Consider the following 26,577-nt stretch of genomic DNA (forward strand, 5'->3'; position numbering starts at 1 on the left):
TCCAATCAACGGCCAAATTGTACAACTCATAAAAAATAGACAAACTCGATTTTCATCGAGTTTGTCTACAGTCTGAGGGAATCCAAACGGATTCCCTTTTTATTTCTTTAAAAGTTTCTTAGTCTAGCATCGGGCAGACAAGCATATATTGAACCATGTATGAAATGGAGGTGCCTGTTTTTGCGTGTTTCGAATGTTACTGTCCGAAAACGGCTGGCAATCGCATTGGCAGTGGGTATCGTTGTTTTTTTTATCATTGATGTCCGTTTGGGAATTGTACAATTTTATTTAGGGGATAAGCTGACGGGGCTGGCTAAAGATTCCTGGAGCAGGAATATTCCTTTTGAAGCTAAACGAGGTGAAATCCTGGATCGGAATGGTGTCGAGCTGGCAACGAATATTTCTGCGCCAACAGTCTATGTCATCCCAAGACAGATTGAGAATCCTGGGGAAACGGCGGAACAGCTTGCTTCAATATTGGATATGACAAAGGAAAAGGCTTATCAATGGTTAACGAAACAGGCGATGAGCGTCAGAATCCCGGAAGGCAGAAAGATATCTCACGAAAAGGCGAAGGAAATTAAAGCATTAGGGATAAAGGGTGTTTATATCGCTGAAGATTCAAAGCGTCATTACCCATTTGGTGAATATCTTTCGCATGTTCTTGGCTTTACGGGCTCCGATAATCAAGGGTTGATGGGAATTGAATTGTCTTATGATAAGGAACTAAGTGGGGAAAAAGGATTTGTTAAATTTTATTCTGATGCGAAAGGGAAAAGGCTCGAAAATATGGCCGATGACTATAAGCCCCCTGTTGATGGTGATAACTTGAAGCTTACGATCGATAGCAAAATCCAGACAATCGTGGAGAGGGAGCTCGATAATGCGGAGGCGACATATAACCCCGATGGTCTAATTGCCATTGCCATGGACCCGAATACAGGGGAAATATTGGCGATGTCGAGCAGGCCAACCTTTGACCCAGCTAATTTTCAAAATGTACCTTCAGAAGTGTATAACCGCAATTTACCAGTTTGGAGTATATATGAACCAGGTTCGACTTTTAAGATCATCACCCTTGCTGCAGCGCTGGAGGAAGGGAAGGTCGACTTACAAAAGGAACATTTTTATGATTCCGGACATGTGGAAGTGTCAGGTTCTACACTGCATTGCTGGAAAAGCGGAGGACATGGGGATCAAACTTTTCTTGAAGTCGTCGAGAACTCATGTAACCCTGGTTTTGTAGAATTAGGGAACCGGCTTGGTAAAGACAAGCTGTTTAAATATATAAATGATTTCGGGTTTGGACAAAAAACGGGGATTGATTTAACCGGAGAAGGAAAAGGAATCATGTTCAACATGGATCGAGTGGGTCCTGTTGAGCAGGCAACCACTGCATTTGGACAAGGTGTTGCCGTAACGCCCATTCAGCAGGTGACAGCGGTATCGGCGGCTGTGAATGGCGGTACGTTGTATACGCCCTATATCGCAAAGGAACTGGTGGATCCAAAAAATGGAGAAGTACTGATGCGAAAGACCCCACAGGCGAAGAAAAAAGTAATTTCAGAAGCAACCTCGAAGAAAGTCCGAGAAGCACTTGAATCCGTTGTTGCTAAAGGGAGCGGTAAAGGAGCATTCGTGGAGTCGTACCGAGTCGGCGGGAAAACGGGTACAGCACAAAAAGCTGAAAATGGCCGATACCTTGAAAATAATTATATTCTCTCATTCATTGGTGTCGCTCCAGCGGATGATCCGCAAATCGTTGTCTATATAGCGGTGGATAATCCGAAAGGAACAGTACAATTCGGTGGGGTCGTTGCTGCTCCGATCGTAGGGAATATCATGGAGGATTCACTTAGGGCCATGGGCATCAAGCCAAGAAAAAACCAGATTGAGAAGGAAACGGTTTGGACGGATCCTGTCATGGTTGAGGTACCTGACGTTGTGGGACTCAGCAAAAAAGAGTTGCAAACCCAGCTCATCGACCTTAAGCTGGATATTGCCGGCAATGGGGATAAAGTCATAAATCAAGCTCCGGATCCAGGTGTTAAAGTAAAAGAAGGGTCCACGATAAGAATTTATCTTGGCGAAAATACAGAATAAGTATAATATAATATATGAATAGTTAAAGCGGCTGAAGAATCATCAGCCGCTTTGTTTACGGAGTCGTGATAACCCCGTATAATTGAAATTGGCTTCTCGACAAGCCAAGACTAATCACATATAATGAATCCTCAAATTAAGTTGAGAGGGATGGAAAAATGAAGCTTCACAAATTACTATCTTATTTACACTCCTTATTTACGTATGAAGGAGAAAATCCTGAAATCACCTCCATTGAAAATGATAACCGTAAAGTCATAGACGGAAGTTTATTTGTTTGTATAAAAGGTTATACAGTCGATGGTCATGATTTTGCCCAATCTGCTGTAGAACATGGAGCTGCAGCAGTCATTGCAGAAAGGCCGCTTGACCTCGATGTTCCCGTGATCGTTGTCAGGGATTCAAGCAGGGCGATGGCAATGCTTGCCGATGCATTTTATGGCCATCCTACGCAAAAGATGCGCTTGATTGGAATTACAGGTACGAATGGAAAAACGACCACCAGTCACTTATTGGAAAAGATTTTCGAGGATCGAAATGAAAAAACAGGATTGATTGGCACGATGTATACAAAAGTTGCCGATACGGTATACGAAACTAAGAATACGACGCCAGATAGCGTTACACTGCAGAAGGCTTTTCATGAAATGGCCGAAGCGTCTGTTTCCACGGCCATTATGGAAGTTTCTTCGCATGCACTTGAGCTTGGTCGCGTCCATGGCTGTGATTATGATATTGCCGTTTTTACGAATCTCACACAGGATCATTTGGATTTCCATAAAACTATGGACAGATACAGGCAGGCAAAATCATTATTTTTCTCCCAGCTCGGCAATGCCTACATAGAAAACCGTCCAAAATATGCTGTTCTTAATGTTGATGATGAGGCAACAGCTGATTTCATTAAAGTGACCGCTGCTACAGTCGTTACATACGGGATAGACAAAGAAGCGGATATCAGGGCCAAGGACATAAAAATTGATGCAAATGGCACATCATTTACCTTGACAGCGGGCAAAGAGGAGCGTTTCATTCAGTTGAAGCTAATTGGTAAATTCAGTGTTTATAATGTTCTCTCAGCCATCTCAGCCGCTCTGTGCGCGGGTAACGATCTAGATGAGACCATTAGATCAATTGAGGATATAAAAGGTGTTGCAGGCCGTTTTGAGCTTATTACAGCAAATCAGTCCTTCCCGGTCATAGTTGACTATGCCCATACACCGGACAGTTTAGAGAATGTCCTAAAGACTGTTGGTGAGTTTGCTGAAAAGAAAATTTTTGTGATAGTGGGCTGCGGCGGGGACCGAGACAAGACAAAGCGTCCTATCATGGCCGAAATTGCATGCAGGTTGGCGACTGACCCAATTTTCACCTCGGATAATCCACGCAGTGAAGATGCTGCCCAAATCCTGCGGGATATGGAAGCTGGTGTAGCAGGCAAAGAATATACGGTTATCGAAGACCGCAAGCAGGCGATTAGTTATGCAGTTGCCAAGGCGGATGAGGGAGACGTTATTTTAATTGCTGGAAAAGGTCATGAAACATATCAATTGGTCGGTGACGAGGTGCTTCACTTCGATGACCGTGAAGAGGCAGAAAAGGCGATTCAAAGTCGTTTGGGTTCAGTATGAACCAGCGGTGAATTTGTCCCGTCAACAAACAAGAAATGACAACAAGCAGAATTTTATTTTGAATTGTGTTAGGAATGAGGGAGTAAGGAATGTTGGAACAAGTAATTTTTTATACGATTTTGGTGGCGTTTTTAGTAACCGTTCTTCTTTCGCCGGTTTTCATCCCGTTTTTAAGAAGATTGAAATTCGGGCAAAGTATCAGGGAAGAAGGCCCACAATCGCATCTGAAGAAAACGGGAACACCCACCATGGGCGGTTTGGTCATATTACTATCTGTTACTATCGCTACACTTGTCATGACTTTTAAATTTTCGGAACCATCAACCGAAACTTATTTATTATTATTCGTTACTTTAGGATTTGGTTTATTAGGTTTCTTGGACGATTTCATCAAAGTGGTGATGAAACGTAATCTAGGACTGACTTCAAAGCAAAAACTGCTTGGACAAATTGTGATTTCGGTCATCTTTTACTTCGTCTTTAAGCAGACAGACCGTTTTAATCCTGAATTGACGATTCCAGGTACAGACTATGCTGTTGATTTTGGCTGGTTTTATCTCTTCATCGTTATTTTCTGGCTGGTAGGTTTTTCGAATGCCGTCAATTTGACGGATGGGCTTGATGGACTTGTCTCAGGCACATCAGCCATTGCTTTTGGTGCTTTTGCCATTTTGGCCTGGAGTCAGTCACAATATGATGTCGCTATATTTTCTGTTGCGGTTGTCGGTGCAGTACTAGGATTTTTGGTATTCAATGCCCATCCTGCAAAGGTATTCATGGGGGATACAGGTTCCTTGGCACTTGGAGGAGCCATCGCTACCATCGCCCTGTTAACCAAGCTTGAAATCCTCCTGGTAATCATTGGCGGAGTCTTCGTCATTGAGACCCTCTCTGTCATCTTACAGGTAGGATCTTTTAAAACGACTGGTAAACGTATTTTTAAAATGAGTCCGCTTCACCACCATTATGAGCTTTCTGGCTGGTCGGAATGGCGTGTCGTCGTGACTTTCTGGACAGTGGGGCTGCTGTGTGCGGTACTCGGAATCTATTTAGAGGTGTGGATATAATTGAAAGAGACTGCAAAGTATTCAGAGAAAAAGATATTGGTATTAGGATTGGCAAAAAGCGGAGTGATGGCAGCTTCGCTTCTACATAAATTAGGTGCTTTCGTGACGGTTAATGACATGAAGCCATTATCGGAAAATCCTGAAGCCCAAGGACTTCTTGAACAGGGAATCAAAGTCATCTGCGGAAGTCATCCGATCGAGCTACTTGATGAAGGTTTCGAGTTGATCGTGAAAAACCCGGGAATCCCCTATCGGAATCCTATTGTAAAAGGGGCATTGGAAAAAGGGATTCCAGTTATCACGGAAGTTGAACTGGCCTATCAGATCAGTGAGGCCCCTTTCATAGGCATCACTGGTACAAATGGAAAAACGACTACGACAACATTGGTATTCGAAATGTTGAAAATCGGTGAAAAATCCCCGCTTATTGCTGGAAATATCGGTACAGTTGCTTCTGGTGTTGCTGAAAAAGCAAAATCCGATGACTCGATCGTCATTGAATTATCATCATTCCAGTTAATGGGGATAGAGGAGTTTCGTCCTGAAATCTCGATCTTGACTAATCTATATGATGCGCATTTGGATTATCATAGCTCCAAACAGGAATATGCAGAAGCAAAAGCTGCGATTACTAAAAATCAAATAGGCTCAGACTTCATGATTTTTAATGCAGATCAAGATGCCGTTTTATCCATGGCGAAAAAGACCAAGGCTGAACTTGTTCCTTTTTCAACTGAAGTGAAACATGAGAATGGCGCCTATGTGGAAGAAGGTGCCGTTTATTTCCGAGGAGAAAAAGTCATTGATGTTTCAGAGATAGCCCTTCCTGGAAAACATAATTTGGAAAATGTGCTTGCAGCCATCTCGGCGGCCAAACTGAAGGGTGTCGCTAACGAAGCCATTCAGACTGTCCTAAAAACATTTTTTGGTGTGGAACACCGTCTTCAGTATGTAGCGACGATCGAAAACCGTAAGTTTTATAATGATTCGAAAGCGACGAACATCCTAGCTGCATCCAAAGCGCTAACATCCTTTACGGAACCTGTCATCCTATTGGCAGGCGGGTTGGATCGCGGAAATGAATTCGATGAGTTAAAACCGGCTATGAAAAATGTCAAAGCCGTGATAACTTTTGGCGAAACGGCAGAAAAAATTGAGCGGGTAGCCAAAGAAATAGGAATAGCGAATATAAAACGTGTCGATAATGTAGAAAAGGCCGTTCCGGCAGCATTTGAATTTTCAAATGAAGGCGACTGTATTCTTCTCTCCCCTGCTTGTGCAAGCTGGGATCAATATAAAACTTTTGAGCAAAGAGGAGACATGTTTATGGAAGCCGTGCATAAACTTAAGTAAGAGCTTTCGCAAAAGAGAAGTGAACCTGCTTCTACGTTGACACCTTGGAAAAAAGCGATAATGAGCCGTTATCGCTTTTTTTTTGACTAAAGTGCTGACAAGCAATCAGCATTGATGTTTATATTCGTACAGGCTCGAAAAACTTCCTCGAGGTGGATGTCCGTGCCATTAAAAAAATCGAATCCCGATCTTATTCTCATTATCGTCACCTTAAGTCTTTTGACCGTTGGATTAATCATGGTTTACAGTGCTAGTGCCATTTGGGCAACATATAAATTTGATGATTCGTTTTATTTTGCTAAAAGGCAGTTGCTGTTTGCCTGCGTTGGTGTCATAGCCATGTTTTTCATCATGAATGTGGATTATTGGACGTGGCGGACTTGGGCCAAGATTCTCATCATCATATGTTTCATTATGTTATTGGCGGTGCTTGTACCAGGTATAGGGATGGCGAGAAATGGATCGAGGAGCTGGATTGGTGTAGGTGCCTTTTCGGTACAGCCATCTGAGTTCATGAAGCTAGCGATGATCGCTTTTTTGGCTAAGTTTTTATCCGAACGGCAAAAGCTGATCACCTCTTTTAAAAAAGGGATGCTTCCATCCTTGGGTTTAGTGTTTTTGGCATTTGGATTGATCATGTTACAGCCCGACCTTGGAACGGGAACGGTAATGGTAGGAACATGCATCGTTATGATTTTTATTTCCGGGGCAAAAATCAGCCATTTTGTCGGCTTGGGGCTAATAGGGGTAGTAGGTTTTATCGGTCTGATTTTGTCAGCGCCGTACAGGATAAAAAGGATCACATCTTTTTTGGATCCTTGGGAAGACCCTTTGGGCAGTGGCTTTCAAATGATTCAATCGTTTTATGCAATCGGGCCCGGTGGATTGTTCGGACTGGGACTCGGGCAAAGCCGCCAAAAGTTTTTCTATTTACCAGAACCGCAGACCGATTTCATTTTTGCCATACTTTCCGAGGAACTTGGCTTCATCGGAGGCTCTCTGGTCATATTGTTATTTGCACTCATGCTTTGGCGGGGCATTCGGATCGCACTTGGTGCCCCTGATTTATATGGGAGCCTTGTAGCGGTGGGAATCATTGCAATGGTCGCCATTCAAGTGATGATCAATATAGGGGTAGTAACGGGATTGATGCCAGTTACAGGTATCACCTTGCCTCTTTTAAGTTATGGCGGTTCATCTTTGACACTTATGTTGATGGCGATCGGAGTGCTCCTGAATATTAGCCGTTATTCAAGGTTTTGACATCAGGAAAATATATGGTTGGCAAAGGGAAGCCCTGTTATACGCAGGGTTTCCTTTTTTTATTCTTACGATGAAAACCCTTGCAGGAAACTGATTTTGGAGGATATCTTGCCGGAAATTAGAAATAAATGAAATGCCGCTTAAATATTACCATGTATGAATGTGGGGGAATCCATAATAAATATTGGCAATACTGCTTTGTTTAGACTATAGTATAAGAGGGTTAGGCCGTACTGGGGCTTGCTTCTGCTCATTTTTCTGTTTAAAAGGTATTATCAATCTTGTAAAATAAATGACCTCATGTAAGAGGAAATGAAAATCATAACTTGGAATTTTTGGAACAACAAGGAGGTTTATCATGGATAAAGTGATAAAGCAATTAACTGAAATGAAAATCGGCAAAGTTCTTGAACGAGAACCGCTTGCGAATCATACAACTATGAAAATTGGGGGGCCGGCTGATTTATTCATCGTGCCATCATCCATTGAAAATATAGAAAAAACGATGCAGGTCATCAAAGAACATGGGATACCATGGAGGGCGATTGGCAGGGGCTCGAACTTACTTGTAAGTGATGGCGGAATTGAAGGTGCCGTACTTAAATTGGGTAAAGGACTTGATCATTTCGAGTTGAATGGCTGCGAGATTAAAGCGGGAGCTGGGGTGTCACTTGTCAGCCTTTCCGTTCAAATTAGTAAAAAAGGATATGCAGGATTGGAATTTGCCAGTGGGATCCCTGGTTCGGTCGGCGGAGCTGTCTATATGAACGCTGGTGCGCACGGTTCCGATATGAGTGTAATCCTCAAGAAGGCGCATGTTCTTTTTGAAGATGGAACCCTAGCTTGGCTTTCGAAGGAAGAAATGGAGTTTTCATATCGAACCTCTCTACTTCAAAAGAAACGACCTGGAATCGTACTGGAGGCCATTTTTCAATTGACAGAGGGTAATAAAACCGAAATCGTTGAAAGAATGCAGAATAACAAGAATTATCGAAAAGAAACCCAGCCGTATAATCTGCCATGTGCCGGTAGCATATTCAGGAATCCACTTCCACATCATGCAGGTAAATTGGTGGAGAATGCCGGCCTGAAGGGACACTCGATTGGCGGAGCGCAGATTTCACCGATGCACGGAAACTTTATCGTTAACACAGGTACTGGAAGTGCTGCGGATGTTCAAGCCTTGATACAGCATGTGAAGGATACTGTGTATGATAAATTTGAAATTGAAATGGAAACAGAAGTGGAAATTATCGGCCGGAAATAACAGAGGATTTATTCTTTATATCCAAATATTGTGTTATAATGTGATACCTTTTAAAGTTTATTAAAAACAAATTTTAAGTTTGTCTTGAATCGTACTGTGTCATAAACCATCCATTTTTTCAGGAAGAGGTGAATGGGATGGAAAAGGGAAAAATCGTTTCCATTGAGGACCGCATCCCGAAATTAAAACAATTAAGAAAAAGCAAAGCAAACAGGCGACTTGTTCTTTTGCTTTCCCTTTTCTTCATTCTGGTTGCTTGTGTGCTGTATTTCTTATCCCCGTTGAGCTACGTGAAATCCGTGCAGGTAGAGGGGAATCGTTATTTTACTTCCAAGCAGATCATTAAATTGAGTAAGGTGAAGAAGGATCAAAGCATCTGGAAGGTTGACACAGGGACCGCCGCCGCTAATATCAAAAAAAATAAGGAAATAAAAAGCGTTCAGGTAACACCTGTATTTCCTAATTCCATTAAAATCACGGTTTCGGAACATAATAGGATGGCATATCTGTCCAATAATGGCAAGTTTGCTCCAATTTTGGAAAACGGGTCGGTTTTGGAGGAATTAGCAACAGGCGAAATTCCAGTATTTGCCCCGGTTTTAATTGGTTTCAAAGAGGGTAAAGCATTAAAGTTGCTTTTAGAAGAGCTGGACAAGCTTCCTGTCGAGATTCAGAATGCCATATCTGAAATTCATTATGCTCCAACCAAAACCGATGACTACCATATCGTCATGTTTATGAACGATGGGTTTGAAGTAAGTGCGACAAGCCGGACTTTATACGAGAAAATGATCCACTACCCATCGATTGTCAGCCAGTTGGATCCAAAGGTAAAGGGAGTCATTGATCTGGAAGTGGGTTCTTATTTTAAAGCATATGAAGACGCTGAACAAAAGGAAGGCACCAATGAGGAAAATTAATGGCAAACGGGTGGTCTTACCCCTAGTTTGCGTTGTTCTCGGATTTATGATTGCCTTCTCTTACAATCTGACCAAAGATGGTAAAGGAGTAGTGAAGGATAAAGCCTGGGATCAGGAATATGAGCTAAGGCAGCAACTGATCGAACAAGAGAAACAGAACAGGGATCTTCAGAATGAACTCCTTCAAAAGCAAGAAAATGTATCCAAAATTGAAAAAGACCTAGCGCAGGAAAAGCAGTTATTTTTCAATTTGGCCAAGGATACGGAAAAATACCGGATGTTTCTTGGAAAAGTGAAAGTGAAAGGCACAGGCCTTCAGGTGACTCTTGAAGATGGTACAGATATGGACTCAGAGGCCAATGTTAATAACTACCTGGTTCATGAACAGCATGTCTTCAAGGTCGTCAATGAACTATACATATCAGGTGCAGAGGCTGTTGCGATTAACGGTCAAAGGTTAAATCATGATTCTTACATAGTATGTAATGGGCCTGTGATCACAATTGATGGCCATCAGCATCCAGCTCCATTTATCATTTCTGCGATTGGGGACCCTGATGTCCTGGGTGCTTCACTGGACTTACCCGGTGGCATAAAGGAACAGCTGGTTAATGAGAATATTATCTTTACAGTGGAAAAGCAAAAGAATATCATTTTTGATCCAATTATTGGAGGGTGATTAGATCGCCGGATTCGATGAAAGATTGGTGAGAAACTGGAAATGAAAAAAAAGCTTTCTTTTAGTTTGGTTACTTTGATTGCTGGCTTCATGCTCGCAATTCAATTCAATTTGGTGAATCACCCTGTCGTTTCCGATACAAGGGATATGTGGGAGCTGAAAAATGATTTATTGAAAGAACAGCAGACCCAGGCGGAATTAATAGAGGGTATCAGTAAGCTTGAGGGGAAAATTGCATCCTATGAAACAAAGAAAAATGAGAGTAAAGAGGAAGTATTACGTGACACCCTGACCGAATTAAAGACTGATGCAGGTTTGACCGAAATAAAAGGTAAAGGGGTAATCGTGTCTATACAGCCTATAAAAGAAGAAATCCTTCTTGGTAAGAGGATCGAGTATATTTCACCTGTATTGATCATTCGGCTCATAAATGAAATGTATAGGTTTGGCGCTGACGAAATTTCCATTTCAGGACAAAGGTATATTTCAACATCGGTTATACGTGATATAAATGGGCAGCCGAAAATAGACGGATACCCTCTAGTTGATTACCCGGTCGAAATAAAGGCAATTACCGTTAATCCAACGAAATTGAAGCAGCGTATTGAAGGATCTGAACTTATGGATGATTTCTTTATAGATAATTTTGAAGTGCTGATTAAGGCACCTTCAGGTGAGTTGACATTGCCGGCCTACCAAAATGCTATTAATGTGGAACATATGGAACCCATTATGGATGGGGGGGAATCGTAATGTGGTTGCCAGTTTTTGGACTCTTGATTGGAATCACCCTTGGTTTTTTGGTGGATTTCGATATCCCCCATGAATATTCAAATTATCTCTCCATTGCCGTGCTTGCTGCTTTTGATACCTTATTTGGAGGCATAAGGGCTCATCTGCAAAACCTTTATGATGAAGTTGTATTTGTAACAGGATTCTTCTTTAATATTATTTTGGCCGCAGGTTTGGCTTTTCTAGGTGTACATCTTGGTGTAGACTTGTATTTAGCCGCAATCTTTGTGTTCGGCGTAAGGCTCTTTCAAAATATCGCCCTGATTAGAAGGATACTAATTGAAAAATGGTCCATTTCCCGTAAAAAGCAGAAAAAAAATCTATAATTTTAAAGGGAATTAAGTTGTAAATGACGAATAGTTTATGGCAGTATCTAGTTTAGAAATGATATCAGTTATGTTGAGAAGCGAACAATAAGCACTTTAAAACAGAAGAATCTACGAGTTTGTTTGGGAAATGATAAATGAAAAGCATAATGAATTAGCGAGTTGTTGTAATCAGTTCTGTTATTTTATAATGAATAAGTCTTTAGATATAAAAATGTTATTCTACTAATACATGTAAAACCTGAAGGAGGTGCCATGGAATGAACAGCAACGAAATATACGTAAGTCTTGACATCGGTACATCCAGTGTAAAAGTTATCATTGGGGAAATGGTCAATGACACATTAAATATAATCGGCGTTGGAAATGTTAAATCAGAAGGGCTCAAAAAGGGTTCAATCGTCGGTATAGATGAAACCGTCCAATCCATTCAAAAGGCTGTCGAACAAGCAGAACGGATGATTGGGATGGAGATAACAAAGGTAATCGTAGGTATAAGTGGAAATCACGTGACGCTTCAGCCTTGTCATGGGGTAGTAGCGGTATCCAGTGACAATAAAGAAATTACTGAGCATGACGTTTTCCGTGTCAGGGAAGCGGCGGAGTTAATAACGATACCGTCCGACAGGGAAATTATCGACGTGGTGCCGATTCATTACAAAGTTGATGAACTTGATGAAATCAGTGATCCAAGGGGCATGATAGGTGTTCGATTGGAAATGAGAGGGATTTTAATCACAGGTCTTCGGACAATTTTACATAATACGCTGCGTTGTGTGGAAAGGGCAGGGTTAGAAATAACCGATATCGCTCTTCAACCCTTAGCCGCAGGTTCCCTTGTTTTATCCAAGGATGAAAAAGAACTTGGTGTGGCACTTGTCGATATTGGGGGAGGTTCCACGACTCTTGCAATTTTCGAACAAGGCTATTTACAATATACGTCTGTGATACCGATAGGCGGGGAAACACTTACGAAGGATCTTTCCATCGTTCTAAGGACTACGATGGAAGAAGCTGAGAAAATAAAAGTAAAGCATGGACATGCCTTTTATGATGACGCGTCTGAAGATGAAGTATTCCAAATACCGATCATCGGCAGCGACCAGCAGCAACCCTGCAACCAGTTAATGCTTTCGGATATCATTGAAGCGCGTGTGACCGAAATATTCGAGTTGATTCAAGATGACTTGAGAAGACTTGGCTTCCAGGATATTCCGGGTGGTTTTGTGTTGACCGGGGGCGTAGTTAAGATGCCGGGAGTCCTGGAGCTTGCTCAATATGTGTTCCAAAACCGCGTCAGGACAGCTGAACCGAACTACATCGGTGTTAGGGAACCACATTATACGACAGCTGTTGGTCTGATTAAACACGCATGCAAGAAAGAGAGAATGCAAAAAAACACCGCTAATAAAACTCCTGTAGCAGCTGGACAAGCACAAGAAGATAATGACCAGCGCAGCCAAAAGGTTTCTCAGAAAAGCAAAGAGAACACGGCTAAAAACCAAGGTGAAAAAGGTGAATCTAAATTCAAAAAAATCCTGGGTTACTTTTTTGAATAACAATCATTAAGAATCGGGAATTTCGTCAAAATAGGAGGATTGTCATGTTGGAGTTTGATTCTAATTTAGAACAATTAGCAACGATAAAAGTAATAGGTGTTGGCGGCGGCGGAAACAATGCGGTAAACAGAATGATCGAGCATGGTGTACAGGGTGTCGAGTTCATTTCTGTCAATACAGACGCACAGGCACTTAATCTATCAAAAGCAGAAATTAAAATGCAAATCGGTGGGAAGCTTACACGCGGTCTAGGTGCAGGCGCCAATCCGGAGGTAGGAAAAAAAGCTGCAGAAGAAAGCAAAGAGCAGATTGAAGAAGCGCTTAAAGGTGCCGATATGGTATTCGTAACTGCTGGAATGGGCGGCGGTACTGGAACGGGAGCGGCTCCTGTCATCGCTGGCATTGCTAAAGATTTAGGGGCTCTTACAGTGGGTGTTGTTACTCGTCCATTTACTTTCGAAGGCCGAAAACGTGCAACACAGGCTCAAGGCGGCATTTCATCCATGAAGGAATCGGTTGACACACTAATCGTCATTCCGAACGACCGTCTTCTTGAAATCGTCGATAAAAGCACGCCAATGCTTGAAGCGTTCCGTGAAGCCGATAATGTTCTACGTCAAGGGGTACAAGGGATTTCAGATTTAATTGCAGTTCCAGGTCTTATTAACTTGGACTTTGCCGATGTTAAGACCATCATGTCCAACAAAGGTTCCGCTCTTATGGGAATCGGGATTTCCTCCGGGGAAAACCGTGCAGCAGAGGCGGCAAAAAAAGCCATCTCCAGTCCGCTGCTTGAAACATCGATTGATGGTGCCCAAGGCGTACTGATGAATATAACAGGTGGAACGAACCTAAGTCTTTTTGAAGTCCAGGAAGCGGCCGATATCGTGGCTACTGCATCCGATCAAGACGTAAACATGATTTTTGGTTCGGTTATCAATGAAAACCTTAAAGATGAAATTGTCGTTACTGTGATTGCCACAGGCTTTAACGAGGTTGAAGCTTCAATAAGGCCTACTGGACGTCCCACACTCGGACAACAGCAGCAATCAAGACCTCAGGCACAACAAACGCCACAGTCAAACGTGAAGCGTGAAGTGAAGAGAGAAGAAGTCAATGAACAGCCTGCACGTAATGCTAATCAAGGTGAAGAGGCTTTGGACATTCCAACCTTCCTCCGTAACCGTAATAGACGTCGTTAATATCGACGTCATATGCCGTTCCCATTTGGGGACGGTTTTTTGCCGTTTAAAAGATGCATGCCTAAAAAAGCACTCGATTCCAAGGACTTTGGAATAATGGGACTTTTCTCGAGTGGTGTCACTCGATTCCAAGGCTAGCTGAAATCTTAATAATAGCATCCTTGATTGATGTCTAAATGTCCCTATGCGGTGGAAGACCTGTTTCCGCTGCATGATGGAGTATCTGGGGTAAGTACCCTCTTTTCGTTAAGCTTTCGTTCACTTTTCATACGTAAATGAAAAAAGAAAAGAGCATCGAGAAATTATTAAACTTTTATAACATAAATCGACAGAAGTAAAAGGGAGCAGGATAGACTCTAAGACAGTATTGAAAATATCAATAGCTGTTTTTCTACAAAAAGGGTAAAAATGACTGAAAAACTCTTAAGTTTTCAGTACAAAAAGTGACACACTTTCTTAGGGCAGGTACGCTATACTTTTTGCTAGTGGAAGGTTAGCTCATAAAAGGAGGGTAGGTATTTGACCTTATATTTAGATGTGATCTGGTTATTGAATTGGTTATTTGATTGCCTCCTTTTATATTGGACCGCCATCATCCTCAAACGAAGGGTAGCTCTTTGGCGGGTATGCATCGGCGGGCTGATAGGCTCCCTCATTATCGTATTGGCATTCACTCCTTTTTATGCAATTGCCGACCGAGTGTACATGAAGATTTTAGTATCCCTGGTCATGGTGCTAGCAACCTTTGGGTTTAATAGGTTAAAACTTTTTATGAAATCGGTGGCCACCTTATATTTTGTGACGTTTTTATCGGGAGGAATCCTTCTTGGACTTCACTACCTATTTGAATTTCAAATCGTTTCCAAGGACCCTGGCCAATATGCAGGAATCAATCGTTTTGGTGACCCTGTCAGCTGGATATTTGTAATGATTGGCTTCCCGCTCGCTTGGCAATTTTCCAAGAGGACACTTGAAGGGATGGAGATGACAAAGCTTTCGCATGAACAAATGGTTTCGGTCTCGGTTAAAATTTCTGACTTTGAAGGTACGTTTCATGGATTGGTGGATAGCGGCAATCAATTATATGATCCGATTACACGTTCCCCAGTCATGATCATTTCACTTTCAGGCGGGGAAGCGGGAATTCCAGACGATATGCTAGAGCTCTTTAAAAACCCTGATAACCTGATTAGCCAGGAAGTACAGCCCGAGTATTCATGGACTGGTAGAATGCGTGTCATCCCTTTTAAAGTCGTTGGTCATGAACACCAGCTGTTAACCGCAATCAAACCGGATTACATTAAAATCTTAAAAGGAGAAAAAGAATATCATGTTAAGCAGGGTCTCGTATCGTTTACCTTTCAGCAACTCTCTCCCGACAATAGCTATCAATCTATCGTTCATCCGAAAATGTTAACCGGGATACCGGTGCAAAATGCCTCCTGAACTTTTTGATTCACTCTAAATTTAGACCCATAATCCGTTTATTAGAAGGGAGAATTATTTTGAAGAAATTCATTCTTCGGCTCACTTATTTTTGGTACAAACTATTGTTCAAGCTCGGATTGAAAACGGACGAAATATTTTATATAGGAGGGAGTGAGGCACTGCCACCGCCCCTTTCAAAGGAAGAAGAGGCAATACTGATCAATAAATTACCCAAGGGCGATGAAGCTGCACGATCGATCTTAATTGAACGGAATTTAAGGCTGGTTGTTTATATTGCCAGGAAATTTGAAAATACGGGCATCAATATTGAAGATTTAATTAGCATTGGTACCATAGGTTTGATAAAAGCTGTGAATACATTCAATCCTGAAAAGAAAATTAAACTCGCTACATATGCTTCGAGATGCATCGAGAATGAAATATTAATGTATTTACGTAGAAATAATAAAATCCGTTCTGAAGTTTCTTTTGATGAACCCCTGAATATTGATTGGGATGGAAATGAACTTCTGTTATCCGATGTTCTTGGGACTGACGATGACATTATCACGAAAGACCTCGAGGCAAACGTTGACCGCAAGCTGTTGACGAAAGCACTTACGCAGTTATCCGAGCGTGAAAAACAGATAATGGAACTCCGGTTTGGACTTGCAGGTGGAGAGGAAAAAACCCAAAAGGATGTTGCCGATATGCTGGGGATTTCCCAATCTTACATTTCACGTTTGGAAAAAAGGATTATTAAGAGGCTTCGAAAAGAATTTAATAAAATGGTGTAAAAAAATAAAGTGGATAAATGCCAATTAAATCAATACTTTGGCAGCCATAATGAAAAATAATGGTGATTTTCAGTTCTAGCCATGTGCATATTTTTTCCTCCCGCGGAAATACTGTTTTTTGTACAGCGCTCCTGTGAGGAGGGAATAATTTTGTCTCGTAATAAGGTTGAAATCTGCGGTGTGGATACATCAAAATTACCGGTTTTAAAGAATGAAGAAATGAGAAAACTCTTCAAAGAACTGCAAAATGGCGATATTTCAGCAAGAGAGAAACTGGTAAACGGGAATCTTCGACTCGTTCTAAGCGTCATTCAACGCTTCAACAATCGGGGAGAGTATGTAGATGATCTATTTCAGGTAGGCTGTATAGGGTTGATGAAGTCGATAGATAACTTTGACCTAGGTCAAAATGTTAAGTTTTCAACGTATGCTGTACCGATGATTATTGGAGAAATCAGAAGATATCTTCGTGACAATAATCCGATTCGGGTATCCCGTTCTTTGAGAGACATCGCTTACAAAGCTTTACAGGTAAAAGAAAAGCTCATAAGCCAGACCCTTCGTGAGCCGACAGCTGAAGAAATCGCCAAGGTGTTGGAAGTACCTCATGAAGAAATTGTTTTTGCACTAGATGCTATACAAGATCCAGTTTCCCTTTTTGAACCGATTTATAATGATGGCGGGGATCCGATTTATGTACTCGACCAACTGAGTGATGAAAAAAATAAAGATAGTACCTGGATTGATGAGATAGCTATAAATGAAGGAATGAGACGGTTGAATGACCGGGAAAAAATGATCCTTCGCAAACGTTTCTTCCAAGGGAAGACGCAAATGGAGGTAGCCGAGGAAATTGGCATTTCACAAGCGCAGGTATCCCGATTGGAAAAAGCGGCAATCAAGCAAATGAATAAAAATATCCAACAGTAGAAGCTGGACATGAGAAAAAGTTAGCTGAAGCGGGTAGGGCAAATGCCGATTACCCGCTTATCAGCAACTTTTCCATAGCGGCTTTTTTATTTTGTGAAAAACCCCTTTCAGAAGGGAAGTCATGAAATGAATGGACGTTTATTTATCGTATTCTTCATCCTTGAGTGAATCATGTCATATACATAGGAATAGGACCAACATCCATGATGAAATTTTGAGGAGCTGAGTGATGTGACCAGGATTTCCGAATTTCAAATTAAGGATATCGTCAATATAGCGGATGGAAAGAAACTAGGTAATATGTCAGATCTTGAAATCAATACGTCCACAGGGAAAATAGAGGCCATCATCGTTTCAAATGGAACAAGGCTAATGGGCTTCTTCGGCAGGGAACAGGATATAGTAATCCCATGGCGCAAAATAAAAAAAATAGGTGCGGATGTCATTCTTGTTGAACATCAGACAGTATTTCAAGCTGAGCTGAAAGATGAACGGTTTTAAAGGTACATGGCGCAAATATATGATACACTAGACTAAAAAATAAAGAGGTTAAAGGATGAAAGAGCCATTTGTTTTAATAAAAGACCAATATATGCTCATTGACAGCTGGAGACAACAAAATCTCCAGCTCGTAGCGGGCTTCACCACAAAGAATGGGGGAGTCAGTTCAGGGGATTTCCAAACATTGAATACCGGTTTTCATGTCAAGGATAAGCTTGAAGATGTCCAGGGAAACCGCAGGATTTTAGCCGATAAGCTGTTGTTTCCGCTTAATGAATGGGTAGGGGCCGAGCAGACGCATGAAACGAAAATCCATCATGTTACCGAACGCGATGGCGGGAGGGGTTCGATGGATTATGATTCAGCCTTTAAGGCAACTGACGGATTCTATACGAAGGATCAAAATGTTTTATTGACTCTTTGCTATGCGGACTGTGTGCCTTTATACTTTCTTGCTCCGGCACATGGTTTGATTGGGGTGGCACATGCCGGCTGGAAGGGTACCGTTAATGGAATTGCACGAAAAATGGTTGAGGCATGGCTAAATGAGGGTATAAAGGCAACGGAGATATTTGCTGTTATTGGGCCGTCGATTTGTTCTAAGTGCTATGTAGTTGATGCTAAAGTCATCGATTTAGTGCAGAATTTGCTGGTAGATAATGACGAAAAGCCCTATAATTTAATCAGTGAAGGACAATATCGATTGGATCTTAAGCAACTTAATGCATTGATTCTTCAAAAATCAGGAATTCCAAAAAGTCAGATCGACGTTTCATCATACTGTACAAGCTGTGATCATGAATTGTTTTTTTCACATCGCCGCGATAACGGAAAGACAGGTAGATTGATGAGTTTTATCGGTTGGAAGGAGGATTTAGGGTAACAGTGAAAGTAGTGGACAATTTAAAAAACATCGAAGAAAAAATAAATATAGCATGTGAAAATAGTGGCAGGGACCGTGAAGGTATAAAGTTAATCGCAGTGACAAAATATGTTTCGGTCGAGAGAGCAAAGGAAGCATTGGAAGCGGGAATAAGCGATTTGGGTGAAAACCGTGACGAAGGGCTATTGAAAAAATATGAAGTGCTGAAGGACAAGCCCAACTGGCATTATATTGGCTCCATGCAAACACGCAAAGTAAAAAATGTCATCGATAAAATTGCGTATATCCATTCATTGGATCGCATTTCTTTGGCAGAAGAAATTCAAAAACGCGCAAATGAGCCGATAAACTGTTTAGTGCAGGTGAACGTTTCAGGTGAAGAATCAAAACATGGCTTGAATCCTGAAGCGACAATGGATTTCATAAAAGGGTTATCTCATTTTGATAAGGTGAATGTTGCAGGATTGATGACGATGGCTCCATTGACTGATGATCAACAGGTTTTGCGGGAGTGCTTCCGGAAACTAAAGGGCATCCAGGCGGAAATACAAAATGCCGGTTTGAAGCATGCTCCCTGCACTGAATTGTCCATGGGGATGTCCAATGATTTCATGATTGCCATTGAGGAAGGCGCTACAATGATTAGGATTGGTACTGCACTTGTAGGCGAATAATTTTAAGGAGGTACGCTATAGATGTCATTCGTATCAAAATTTAAATCTTATTTCGCGCTGGATGATGAGTATGAGTACAAGGATGAAGAGTTGGAAGAAGAGGAGGCTGAACCTAAAGCCGTGAAGTCAGCTAAACAACAGCAGCCCGCTTCTGCAGGGAATAATACCAATCAGAATATCGTAAGTTTGCAAAGCGTACAGAAATCTTCTAAAGTAGTATTATTGGAGCCTCGAGCTTATGCAGAAGCCCAGGAGGTAGCTGACCATTTAAAAAATAGACGTGCAGTAGTTGTGAACCTTCAACGAATCCAGCATGATCAAGGAAAGCGAATCATCGATTTTCTAAGTGGGACTGTCTATGCAATCAGCGGGGACATCCAAAAAATCGGAACAGATATATTCTTATGTACCCCGGACAACGTCGATGTTTCCGGTAATATTACCGGCTTCGCCGCCGATGAGGAGTACGAAGAAGCGAGGTGGTAATGGTTAATGGGTTTAGTGCTTCAAGGTTTATATTATTTAATTGAAATTTATTCAATGGCATTAATCGTTTACATATTGATGTCATGGTTCCCCAACGCAAGGGAGACATCGATTGGTCAATTCCTGGAAAAGATTTGCGAACCGTATTTAGAACCGTTCAGAAAGTTCATACCGCCACTTGGCATGATTGATCTTTCACCGCTTGTGGCCCTGCTGGTGCTTAACTTTGCCAGCGGTTATGGAATCTATTACCTACAGACTTTAATAGGATGATCAACAACAATTAACCTAACATGCATATTACTACACAGTCGGAAAATTTCCGCTGTGTAGTAGCAACGAAGAACAATTAAATCAATTCCTTATGATCGACCATTAATTTGATAACTAAGGAGCATTTATTCAATCATGAGTATTTATCAGCATTTCAGGCCGGAGGAAAAAGATTTTATTGATCAGGCAATGAATTGGATCGATCAGGTCAAGAATTCCTACGCTCCGAAACTATCTGATTTTCTTGATCCGCGCCAGCAGGAAATCCTTACTTCCTTATTAGGGAATGATCCGGATGCGAAAATGCAATTTAATGGCGGGAGCGATTTCGTAGAGCGAAAGCGTGTGCTCATTTACCCTGATTATTACTCTCCTGAACCATCGGATTTCAATATCTCCTTATACGATATCTCCTATCCAAAAAAGTTTGTTACGCTTGAACATAGGCAAATACTTGGAACCTTGATGTCACTAGGGGTAAAACGTGAAAAATTTGGTGATATAATAGTGACGGAGGAGCATATTCAATTTATCGCTGCCGGAGAGATGGATTTATACCTCACAGGAAACCTGGAGAAAATAGGTAGCGCTTCCGTTTCGATCAAAAGGCTTCCAATCGAGAATATCATCCAAGTTAATGAAAAATGGGAAGAGCAGGTCACCACAGTCAGTTCCCTTAGGCTTGACAGTGTGCTATCGTCCGTCCTGAATATGTCCCGTCAAAAAACCCAGGCCTTGATAACATCAGGAAAAGTAAAGGTTAATTTCAAGCAAACGGAAAACGTCTCGGAAGAATGCCGTGAGGGTGATACACTTTCAATCAGAGGTTTTGGCAGATGTAAAATAGCTTCAATTGATGGGAAAACCAAGAAGGATAAGTGGAGAGTCTCGTTAGGCAGACAAAAATAATTCAATATCAAGCAGGATTCATACATTTATTGTCGAATATAGAGTTTTAACATACTAGAGTAGAAACCGTTCTGGAGGTGCCGTAATGCCCTTAACCCCGATAGATATACATAACAAGGAATTTAACAAAGTATTTCGAGGGTATGATGAAGATGAAGTAAATGAATTTCTCGATCAGGTCATTAAGGATTATGAATTGATTTTGAGAGAGAAGAAAGAACTTGAGGATAAGCTGAACGAGACTTATGATCGTTTGGGACATTTTACGACAATCGAGGGTACACTAAATAAGTCGATTATTGTCGCACAAGAGGCAGCCGAAGAATTAAGGCGCAATGCCCAAAAAGAAGCGAAACTGATCATAAAGGAAGCAGAGAAAAATGCGGACCGGATCGTCAATGAGTCACTTGTGAAAGCAAGGAAAATAGCGATGGATATCGAAGATTTGAAAAAGCAATCCAAAGTATTCCGGACACGTTTTAAAATGCTTGTCGGAGCGCAGCTGGATTTGCTGGACAATGACGATTGGGACCACCTGCTGGATTATGAAGTAGATGCGACTGAAATAGAATTAAATGAGAAAGTGGAAGAGGAAATTTAAACGATTCCTTGACTTTGAACACTTTTTTCGCATATAATTTTTTAACAATACTATTCATTATGACATTAGACGATGACAGGGAAAGTAAATTCTTCACACACTTATTTTTAGCGAACCGGGGATGGTGAAAGCCCGGAATAAGCGAAGATATTGAAGATCACCCTTGAGTTCTGAGTTGAACCTGCTTTTGCAGAAAGTAAATGAAGCGTTTCATTCACGTTACGAATGCTCGAGAGGTTGGATTCACTTTGTGAATCTTTCTAACCAGGGTGGTACCGCGGGAAGCAAAGCTTTCTCGTCCCTTTTTTAGGGATGAGGGGGCTTTTTATTTTGGCCGGATATCAAGTCATCGGTTCGAATGAATTTTTATAAAGATGGATGGAGGATTTTATAATGGAATACAAAGATACCTTATTGATGCCTAAAACTGAATTTCCAATGCGGGGGAATTTACCGAAACGTGAGCCGGAAATCCAAGAAAAATGGAATGAAATGAACATCTATAAAAAAGTGCAAGAACAAACGGAAGGACGGCCTTTATTCATTTTGCATGATGGACCACCATATGCTAACGGCGATATCCATATGGGCCATGCAATGAATAAGGTTTTAAAGGATTTCATTGTCCGATTTAAATCGATGAGCGGTTTTCAAGCACCGTATGTACCTGGCTGGGATACGCATGGGCTTCCAATCGAAACGGCATTGACAAAAAAAGGCGTGAAACGGAAAGAAATGAGCATTGCCGAATTCAGAAAGCTTTGTGAAGAATATGCTTATGTTCAGATTAACAATCAACGTGAGCAGTTTAAGAGAATTGGGGTCCGTGGTGATTGGGATAATCCTTATATCACATTAAAGCCTGAATATGAAGCACAGCAAATCAAGGTCTTCGGTGAAATGGCGAAAAAAGGCTATATTTATAAAGGGAAAAAACCTGTTTACTGGTCTCCATCAAGTGAATCGGCCCTTGCCGAAGCTGAAATTGAGTATCAAGACAAACGTTCTGCATCGATCTATGTTGCTTTTGAAGTCACAGATGGCAAAGGTGTAATCGAAGAAGGCGTAAAGATCATCATCTGGACAACAACTCCTTGGACGATCCCGGCTAACCTTGGTATCTCATTGCATCCGCAATTAAATTACGTAGTAGTGGCTGTCGAAAATGAAAAATTCTTAATTGCCGAAGCGCTACTTGAATCGGTTACAGAAACTTTAGGCTGGGATAACCCGTCTATCTTGAAAACAGTAAAAGGGAGCGAGTTGGACCGCGCTGTTGCCAAACATCCTCTTTATGACCGCGAATCTTTAGTGATGTTGGGTGAGCACGTAACAACTGAAGCTGGTACGGGTTGTGTTCATACTGCACCTGGACATGGTGAAGATGACTTTATCATTGGGCAAAAATACGGCTTGGACGTACTTTGTCCTGTAGATGAAAAAGGGGTCATGACGGAAGAGGCAGGAGAATTTGCTGGATTATTTTATGATCAAGCGAATAAACCAATTACTGAAAAATTAACAGAAGCAGGCGCGTTATTGAACTTGACGTTCATTACACACTCTTATCCACATGACTGGCGGACGAAGAAACCAACGATCTTCCGTGCAACGGCACAATGGTTCGCCTCAATCAAAGACTTCCGCAGTGAACTTCTGGAAGCAATTGAAGAAACAAAATGGGTACCCGCTTGGGGTGAAACGCGCCTATTCAATATGGTCCGTGACCGCGGGGATTGGTGTATTTCCCGTCAACGTGCATGGGGCGTGCCAATTCCAGTCATTTATGCAGAAAATGGCGAGCCGATCATTACGGATGAAACCATCAACCATATTTCAAACCTATTCCGCGAACACGGTTCAAACATCTGGTTTGAGCGTGAAGCGAAAGATCTTCTGCCTGAAGGCTATACACATGAAGGCAGCCCGAATGGTATCTTTACAAAAGAAACGGATATCATGGATGTATGGTTCGACTCCGGTTCTTCTCATCAGGCAGTACTTGAAGAAAGAGACGACCTGCAGCGGCCTGCTGATCTTTATTTAGAAGGTTCCGATCAATACCGCGGCTGGTTTAACTCATCACTTTCAACAAGTGTTGCGGTCACAGGCAAAGCGCCATATAAAGGCGTGCTGAGCCACGGGTTCGCATTGGATGGCGAAGGTCGTAAAATGAGTAAGTCGATTGGGAACGTCGTCCTGCCATCTAAGGTCATGAACCAACTTGGTGCAGATATTTTACGCCTTTGGGTTGCTTCGGTGGATTACCAATCGGATGTCAGGGTTTCCGATCCTATTTTAAAACAAGTTTCTGAAGTGTACCGGAAAATCCGTAATACATTCCGCTTCTTGTTAGGGAACTTGGATGGATTCAATCCAGAAACCGATAAAGTGGCAGTCCAAGAATTACCTGAAGTCGACCGTTACATGCTAGTTAAATTGAATAAGCTGATCACACAATCGAAGCTAAGTTATGAAAATTATGAGTTTGCCACAATTTATAATATGGTCAATAATTTCTGCACACAGGATTTAAGTTCGTTCTACCTTGATTATGCGAAAGACATTCTTTATTGTGAAGCACCAAATGGAAAAGAGCGTTTGGCCATTCAAACGGTTCTTTACGAATCATTGGTCAGCTTAACGAAATTGGTGTCACCAATCCTCTCTCATACAGCTGATGAAGTATGGGCTTTCATTCCGGGAGTGACGGAAGAAAGTGTACAGTTGACATTGATGCCTAAGGAAATTTCCATCGATGATGCTGAAATCATTGAAGAAAAATGGACGGCGTTCATGAATGTCCGTGATAATGTACTGAAAGCATTAGAAGAAGCCCGGAACCAAAAAGTCATCGGAAAATCACTGAACGCAAAAGTGATGGTATATGTTAATGAAGAAACGAAGAATTTGCTCGATAGCATTAAGGAAAGCTTTGAACAGTTATTCATCGTTTCCGAATTTGAAATCGCTGGCAATGTTGCAAATGCCCCGGCAGAAGCGGTTAAACTTGAGGATATAGCGATCCTTGTTACAAAAGCAGAAGGTGAAACGTGTGAACGTTGCTGGAATGTTTCGAAAGAAGTAGGTCAAGTGGAAGAACATCCAACACTTTGCCCACGTTGTGCAACAGTCGTGAAGAAGCATTATGTGAATCAATAATTCCAAAAGGAAGGCCGGTCCCTTATGAAGGGACCGGCTTTTTTGTGGGAAAGAGAACAGAAAGGGCTGTAAGCATCCTACATTACGGAATGTTGACTTTTTCTTCATTATCCAATATTATCCGTACTATAAAAAACAGACTTCTGTTTTTCGTATTAGTTATTATTTCTAGTTTATGCTACAATTCAAAAGTGAAGATTTGATTAGTTTGGGGGAAAAAGTGTGTTTTATTATTTAATAGCCCTTTTGGTCATAGCTTTCGATCAGCTGACAAAATGGATGATTGTGCAAAAAATGGAGTACGGAGAAAGCATTGAAATTATTGAAAACCTTCTATATATCACCTCGCATCGTAATCGTGGGGCAGCATGGGGAATTCTACAAGGTCAAATGTGGTTTTTCTACATCATCACCATCGCTGTCATTATTGGACTTGTCTATTATATTCAGAAGATGGCGAAGGAAAGCCGTTTGCTTGGAGTTGCACTTGCTCTCATGCTAGGCGGTGCGATTGGTAATTTCATCGATCGTGTTGCTCGTCAGGAAGTAGTGGATTTCGTTCATACCTATATTTTCAGCTACAGTTTCCCGGTATTTAATGTTGCTGATGCTTCGCTTTCAATTGGTGTCGGATTGCTCGTGATTCATATGTTTTTAGAAGAAAAAAACGCTAAGGAGAAAGATAATGGATAAAAGGTTATACAGCATCGATGAAACACTAAAAGGAGTTAGGATTGATAAGGCTCTCTCCACTTTGAATGAGGAATGGTCACGTACTCAGGTCCAACAATGGATTAAAGATGACCATGTTTTAGTAAATGGCTCGGCTATAAAGACGAATTACAAAGCTATTCCTGGCGATACGATCGAAGTGACGATTCCTGAACTTGAGGAATTGGATGCAGTAGCAGAGGAAATGAATTTGGATATCTATTATGAAGATGCTGATGTACTCGTGGTTAATAAACCGAGCGGTATGGTCGTCCACCCAGCACCTGGACATGTATCAGGCACGCTTGTAAATGGCTTGATGGCTCACTGCAACGATCTTTCTGGAATCAACGGTGTGATGCGACCTGGAATCGTCCATCGAATCGACAAAGATACATCTGGTCTATTGATGGTTGCAAAAAATGATATGGCACATGAAAAACTTGTGCAGCAGCTTGTTGACAAAACGGTTACCCGTAAGTATCAAGCTGTAGTTCATGGAGTGATCCCTCATGACTTCGGAACAATTGATGCACCGATCGGCCGGGATAAAAAGGATCGCCAAAGCATGACTGTCACAGATTCAAATTCCAAAAATGCTGTTACACATTTCCGGGTCATTGAACGTTTCAATGACTTCACTTTGGTGGAATGCCAGCTTGAAACAGGCAGGACGCATCAAATCCGTGTTCACATGAAATACATTGGGTTCCCACTTGCCGGAGATCCGAAATATGGTCCGAAAAAGACCCTGAAATTAGATGGACAAGCATTGCACGCCGGTCTTCTGGGTTTCATTCATCCACGTACAAATGAGTATATGGAGTTCGAAGCTCCGATTCCGGAAGAGTTTGAAAATCTAATTAATCAATTGCGTAGAAGTAAGGATTGACAAATACGTTTTTCTGATATATTATAATAACAACTTAATAAGAACCTTTAACACAGTTCAGAGAGACTGAGAAGGAAACGGATGCGCAAATTGGGATAATTCTACCCATGGCGATAAAATCCTCATGCCTTCTTGGCATGAGGATTTTTTATTGAAGAAAACCAATCA

25 protein-coding genes and 1 other annotated feature are annotated in these 26,577 nt (G+C 41.6%); all 25 genes read left to right on the forward strand.

Going from position 1 to position 26,577, the window contains the following annotated elements:
• Positions 1–180 precede the first annotated feature (180 nt).
• Positions 181–2,103 carry a stage V sporulation protein D gene (locus tag ACFX4X_RS09040; RefSeq protein WP_377383024.1) on the forward strand — a complete coding sequence of 641 codons (1,923 nt, stop codon included), beginning with the start codon at positions 181–183 and terminating at the stop codon, positions 2,101–2,103.
• A 158-nt stretch (positions 2,104–2,261) separates the two neighbouring features.
• Positions 2,262–3,734 carry a UDP-N-acetylmuramoyl-L-alanyl-D-glutamate--2,6-diaminopimelate ligase gene (locus tag ACFX4X_RS09045; protein WP_284471314.1) on the forward strand — a complete coding sequence of 491 codons (1,473 nt, stop codon included), beginning with the start codon at positions 2,262–2,264 and terminating at the stop codon, positions 3,732–3,734.
• Between the two features lie 89 nt (positions 3,735–3,823).
• Positions 3,824–4,801, forward strand: a complete 978-nt coding sequence (mraY, locus tag ACFX4X_RS09050; RefSeq protein WP_061462325.1) for a phospho-N-acetylmuramoyl-pentapeptide-transferase — start codon at positions 3,824–3,826, stop codon at positions 4,799–4,801.
• Positions 4,802–6,154, forward strand: coding sequence for a UDP-N-acetylmuramoyl-L-alanine--D-glutamate ligase (gene murD / locus ACFX4X_RS09055; protein WP_089362413.1), 1,353 nt, complete (start codon positions 4,802–4,804; stop codon positions 6,152–6,154).
• A 156-nt stretch (positions 6,155–6,310) separates the two neighbouring features.
• On the forward strand, positions 6,311–7,417 hold the full coding sequence (gene spoVE, locus ACFX4X_RS09060; protein ID WP_061462327.1) for a stage V sporulation protein E: 1,107 nt from the start codon (positions 6,311–6,313) through the stop codon (positions 7,415–7,417).
• A 358-nt stretch (positions 7,418–7,775) separates the two neighbouring features.
• Complete coding sequence (murB, locus tag ACFX4X_RS09065; protein WP_284471312.1) at positions 7,776–8,684, forward strand: UDP-N-acetylmuramate dehydrogenase; 909 nt, start codon at positions 7,776–7,778, stop codon at positions 8,682–8,684.
• Positions 8,685–8,821: 137 nt separating this feature from the next.
• Positions 8,822–9,604 carry a cell division protein FtsQ/DivIB gene (locus tag ACFX4X_RS09070; protein ID WP_061462329.1) on the forward strand — a complete coding sequence of 261 codons (783 nt, stop codon included), beginning with the start codon at positions 8,822–8,824 and terminating at the stop codon, positions 9,602–9,604.
• Positions 9,591–10,283, forward strand: a complete 693-nt coding sequence (locus tag ACFX4X_RS09075; RefSeq protein WP_081108753.1) for a DUF881 domain-containing protein — start codon at positions 9,591–9,593, stop codon at positions 10,281–10,283. Before ACFX4X_RS09070 ends, ACFX4X_RS09075 begins: the two co-directional genes overlap by 14 nt.
• 42 nt (positions 10,284–10,325) lie before the next feature.
• Positions 10,326–11,036 carry a DUF881 domain-containing protein gene (locus tag ACFX4X_RS09080; RefSeq protein WP_061462331.1) on the forward strand — a complete coding sequence of 237 codons (711 nt, stop codon included), beginning with the start codon at positions 10,326–10,328 and terminating at the stop codon, positions 11,034–11,036.
• Positions 11,036–11,401: a small basic family protein gene (locus ACFX4X_RS09085; RefSeq protein ID WP_076366662.1), complete on the forward strand. Its 366-nt coding sequence runs from the start codon at positions 11,036–11,038 to the stop codon at positions 11,399–11,401. The genes ACFX4X_RS09080 and ACFX4X_RS09085 overlap by 1 nt, the downstream gene beginning before the upstream one ends.
• A gap of 260 nt (positions 11,402–11,661) precedes the next feature.
• Positions 11,662–12,960 carry a cell division protein FtsA gene (gene ftsA / locus ACFX4X_RS09090; protein WP_061462333.1) on the forward strand — a complete coding sequence of 433 codons (1,299 nt, stop codon included), beginning with the start codon at positions 11,662–11,664 and terminating at the stop codon, positions 12,958–12,960.
• Positions 12,961–13,004: 44 nt separating this feature from the next.
• On the forward strand, positions 13,005–14,162 hold the full coding sequence (ftsZ, locus tag ACFX4X_RS09095; protein ID WP_061462334.1) for a cell division protein FtsZ: 1,158 nt from the start codon (positions 13,005–13,007) through the stop codon (positions 14,160–14,162).
• A 519-nt stretch (positions 14,163–14,681) separates the two neighbouring features.
• Complete coding sequence (spoIIGA, locus tag ACFX4X_RS09100) at positions 14,682–15,608, forward strand: sigma-E processing peptidase SpoIIGA (RefSeq protein ID WP_089362416.1); 927 nt, start codon at positions 14,682–14,684, stop codon at positions 15,606–15,608.
• 59 nt (positions 15,609–15,667) lie between these two features.
• Positions 15,668–16,387: an RNA polymerase sporulation sigma factor SigE gene (gene sigE, locus ACFX4X_RS09105; RefSeq protein ID WP_053345247.1), complete on the forward strand. Its 720-nt coding sequence runs from the start codon at positions 15,668–15,670 to the stop codon at positions 16,385–16,387.
• Positions 16,388–16,537: 150 nt separating this feature from the next.
• The gene (gene sigG, locus ACFX4X_RS09110) at positions 16,538–17,317 is read left to right on the forward strand and encodes an RNA polymerase sporulation sigma factor SigG (RefSeq protein WP_061462336.1); all 780 of its coding nucleotides are present in this window, start codon (positions 16,538–16,540) and stop codon (positions 17,315–17,317) included.
• A gap of 231 nt (positions 17,318–17,548) precedes the next feature.
• Positions 17,549–17,818: a YlmC/YmxH family sporulation protein gene (locus tag ACFX4X_RS09115; RefSeq protein WP_061462337.1), complete on the forward strand. Its 270-nt coding sequence runs from the start codon at positions 17,549–17,551 to the stop codon at positions 17,816–17,818.
• A 55-nt stretch (positions 17,819–17,873) separates the two neighbouring features.
• Positions 17,874–18,701: a peptidoglycan editing factor PgeF gene (pgeF, locus tag ACFX4X_RS09120; RefSeq protein ID WP_061462338.1), complete on the forward strand. Its 828-nt coding sequence runs from the start codon at positions 17,874–17,876 to the stop codon at positions 18,699–18,701.
• A 2-nt stretch (positions 18,702–18,703) separates the two neighbouring features.
• Complete coding sequence (locus tag ACFX4X_RS09125; protein WP_284471310.1) at positions 18,704–19,375, forward strand: YggS family pyridoxal phosphate-dependent enzyme; 672 nt, start codon at positions 18,704–18,706, stop codon at positions 19,373–19,375.
• A gap of 21 nt (positions 19,376–19,396) precedes the next feature.
• A complete protein-coding gene (locus tag ACFX4X_RS09130) occupies positions 19,397–19,861 on the forward strand; it encodes a cell division protein SepF (protein ID WP_061462340.1) in 465 nt (154 codons plus the stop codon).
• A 6-nt stretch (positions 19,862–19,867) separates the two neighbouring features.
• Positions 19,868–20,134, forward strand: a complete 267-nt coding sequence (locus ACFX4X_RS09135; protein ID WP_034313862.1) for a YggT family protein — start codon at positions 19,868–19,870, stop codon at positions 20,132–20,134.
• 135 nt (positions 20,135–20,269) lie between these two features.
• On the forward strand, positions 20,270–21,043 hold the full coding sequence (locus ACFX4X_RS09140) for a YlmH family RNA-binding protein (protein ID WP_377383030.1): 774 nt from the start codon (positions 20,270–20,272) through the stop codon (positions 21,041–21,043).
• 85 nt (positions 21,044–21,128) lie between these two features.
• Complete coding sequence (locus ACFX4X_RS09145) at positions 21,129–21,644, forward strand: DivIVA domain-containing protein (protein ID WP_061462342.1); 516 nt, start codon at positions 21,129–21,131, stop codon at positions 21,642–21,644.
• Between the two features lie 63 nt (positions 21,645–21,707).
• Positions 21,708–21,950 (forward strand) — a binding site (T-box leader).
• 87 nt (positions 21,951–22,037) lie between these two features.
• Positions 22,038–24,806: an isoleucine--tRNA ligase gene (ileS, locus tag ACFX4X_RS09150; protein ID WP_377383032.1), complete on the forward strand. Its 2,769-nt coding sequence runs from the start codon at positions 22,038–22,040 to the stop codon at positions 24,804–24,806.
• A 222-nt stretch (positions 24,807–25,028) separates the two neighbouring features.
• On the forward strand, positions 25,029–25,499 hold the full coding sequence (gene lspA / locus ACFX4X_RS09155) for a signal peptidase II (protein WP_125161793.1): 471 nt from the start codon (positions 25,029–25,031) through the stop codon (positions 25,497–25,499).
• On the forward strand, positions 25,492–26,409 hold the full coding sequence (locus ACFX4X_RS09160) for an RluA family pseudouridine synthase (RefSeq protein WP_061462345.1): 918 nt from the start codon (positions 25,492–25,494) through the stop codon (positions 26,407–26,409). Before lspA ends, ACFX4X_RS09160 begins: the two co-directional genes overlap by 8 nt.
• Positions 26,410–26,577 lie beyond the last annotated feature (168 nt).

It is taken from the genome of Peribacillus sp. YIM B13481, from assembly GCF_042787985.1.
GTDB lineage: Bacteria > Bacillota > Bacilli > Bacillales > DSM-1321 > Peribacillus > Peribacillus simplex_A.

Coding starts and splice junctions, on each gene's coding strand:
- ACFX4X_RS09045 (WP_284471314.1), top strand. CDS start 2,262: ATGAAGCTTCACAAATTACTATCTTATTTACACTCCTTATTTACGTAT.
- mraY (WP_061462325.1), top strand. CDS start 3,824: ATGTTGGAACAAGTAATTTTTTATACGATTTTGGTGGCGTTTTTAGTA.
- spoVE (WP_061462327.1), top strand. CDS start 6,311: ATGTCCGTGCCATTAAAAAAATCGAATCCCGATCTTATTCTCATTATC.
- murB (WP_284471312.1), top strand. CDS start 7,776: ATGGATAAAGTGATAAAGCAATTAACTGAAATGAAAATCGGCAAAGTT.
- ACFX4X_RS09070 (WP_061462329.1), top strand. CDS start 8,822: ATGGAAAAGGGAAAAATCGTTTCCATTGAGGACCGCATCCCGAAATTA.
- ACFX4X_RS09075 (WP_081108753.1), top strand. CDS start 9,591: ATGAGGAAAATTAATGGCAAACGGGTGGTCTTACCCCTAGTTTGCGTT.
- ACFX4X_RS09080 (WP_061462331.1), top strand. CDS start 10,326: ATGAAAAAAAAGCTTTCTTTTAGTTTGGTTACTTTGATTGCTGGCTTC.
- ACFX4X_RS09085 (WP_076366662.1), top strand. CDS start 11,036: ATGTGGTTGCCAGTTTTTGGACTCTTGATTGGAATCACCCTTGGTTTT.
- ftsA (WP_061462333.1), top strand. CDS start 11,662: ATGAACAGCAACGAAATATACGTAAGTCTTGACATCGGTACATCCAGT.
- ftsZ (WP_061462334.1), top strand. CDS start 13,005: ATGTTGGAGTTTGATTCTAATTTAGAACAATTAGCAACGATAAAAGTA.
- pgeF (WP_061462338.1), top strand. CDS start 17,874: ATGAAAGAGCCATTTGTTTTAATAAAAGACCAATATATGCTCATTGAC.
- ACFX4X_RS09130 (WP_061462340.1), top strand. CDS start 19,397: ATGTCATTCGTATCAAAATTTAAATCTTATTTCGCGCTGGATGATGAG.
- ACFX4X_RS09135 (WP_034313862.1), top strand. CDS start 19,868: ATGGGTTTAGTGCTTCAAGGTTTATATTATTTAATTGAAATTTATTCA.
- ACFX4X_RS09140 (WP_377383030.1), top strand. CDS start 20,270: ATGAGTATTTATCAGCATTTCAGGCCGGAGGAAAAAGATTTTATTGAT.
- ACFX4X_RS09145 (WP_061462342.1), top strand. CDS start 21,129: ATGCCCTTAACCCCGATAGATATACATAACAAGGAATTTAACAAAGTA.
- ileS (WP_377383032.1), top strand. CDS start 22,038: ATGGAATACAAAGATACCTTATTGATGCCTAAAACTGAATTTCCAATG.
- ACFX4X_RS09160 (WP_061462345.1), top strand. CDS start 25,492: ATGGATAAAAGGTTATACAGCATCGATGAAACACTAAAAGGAGTTAGG.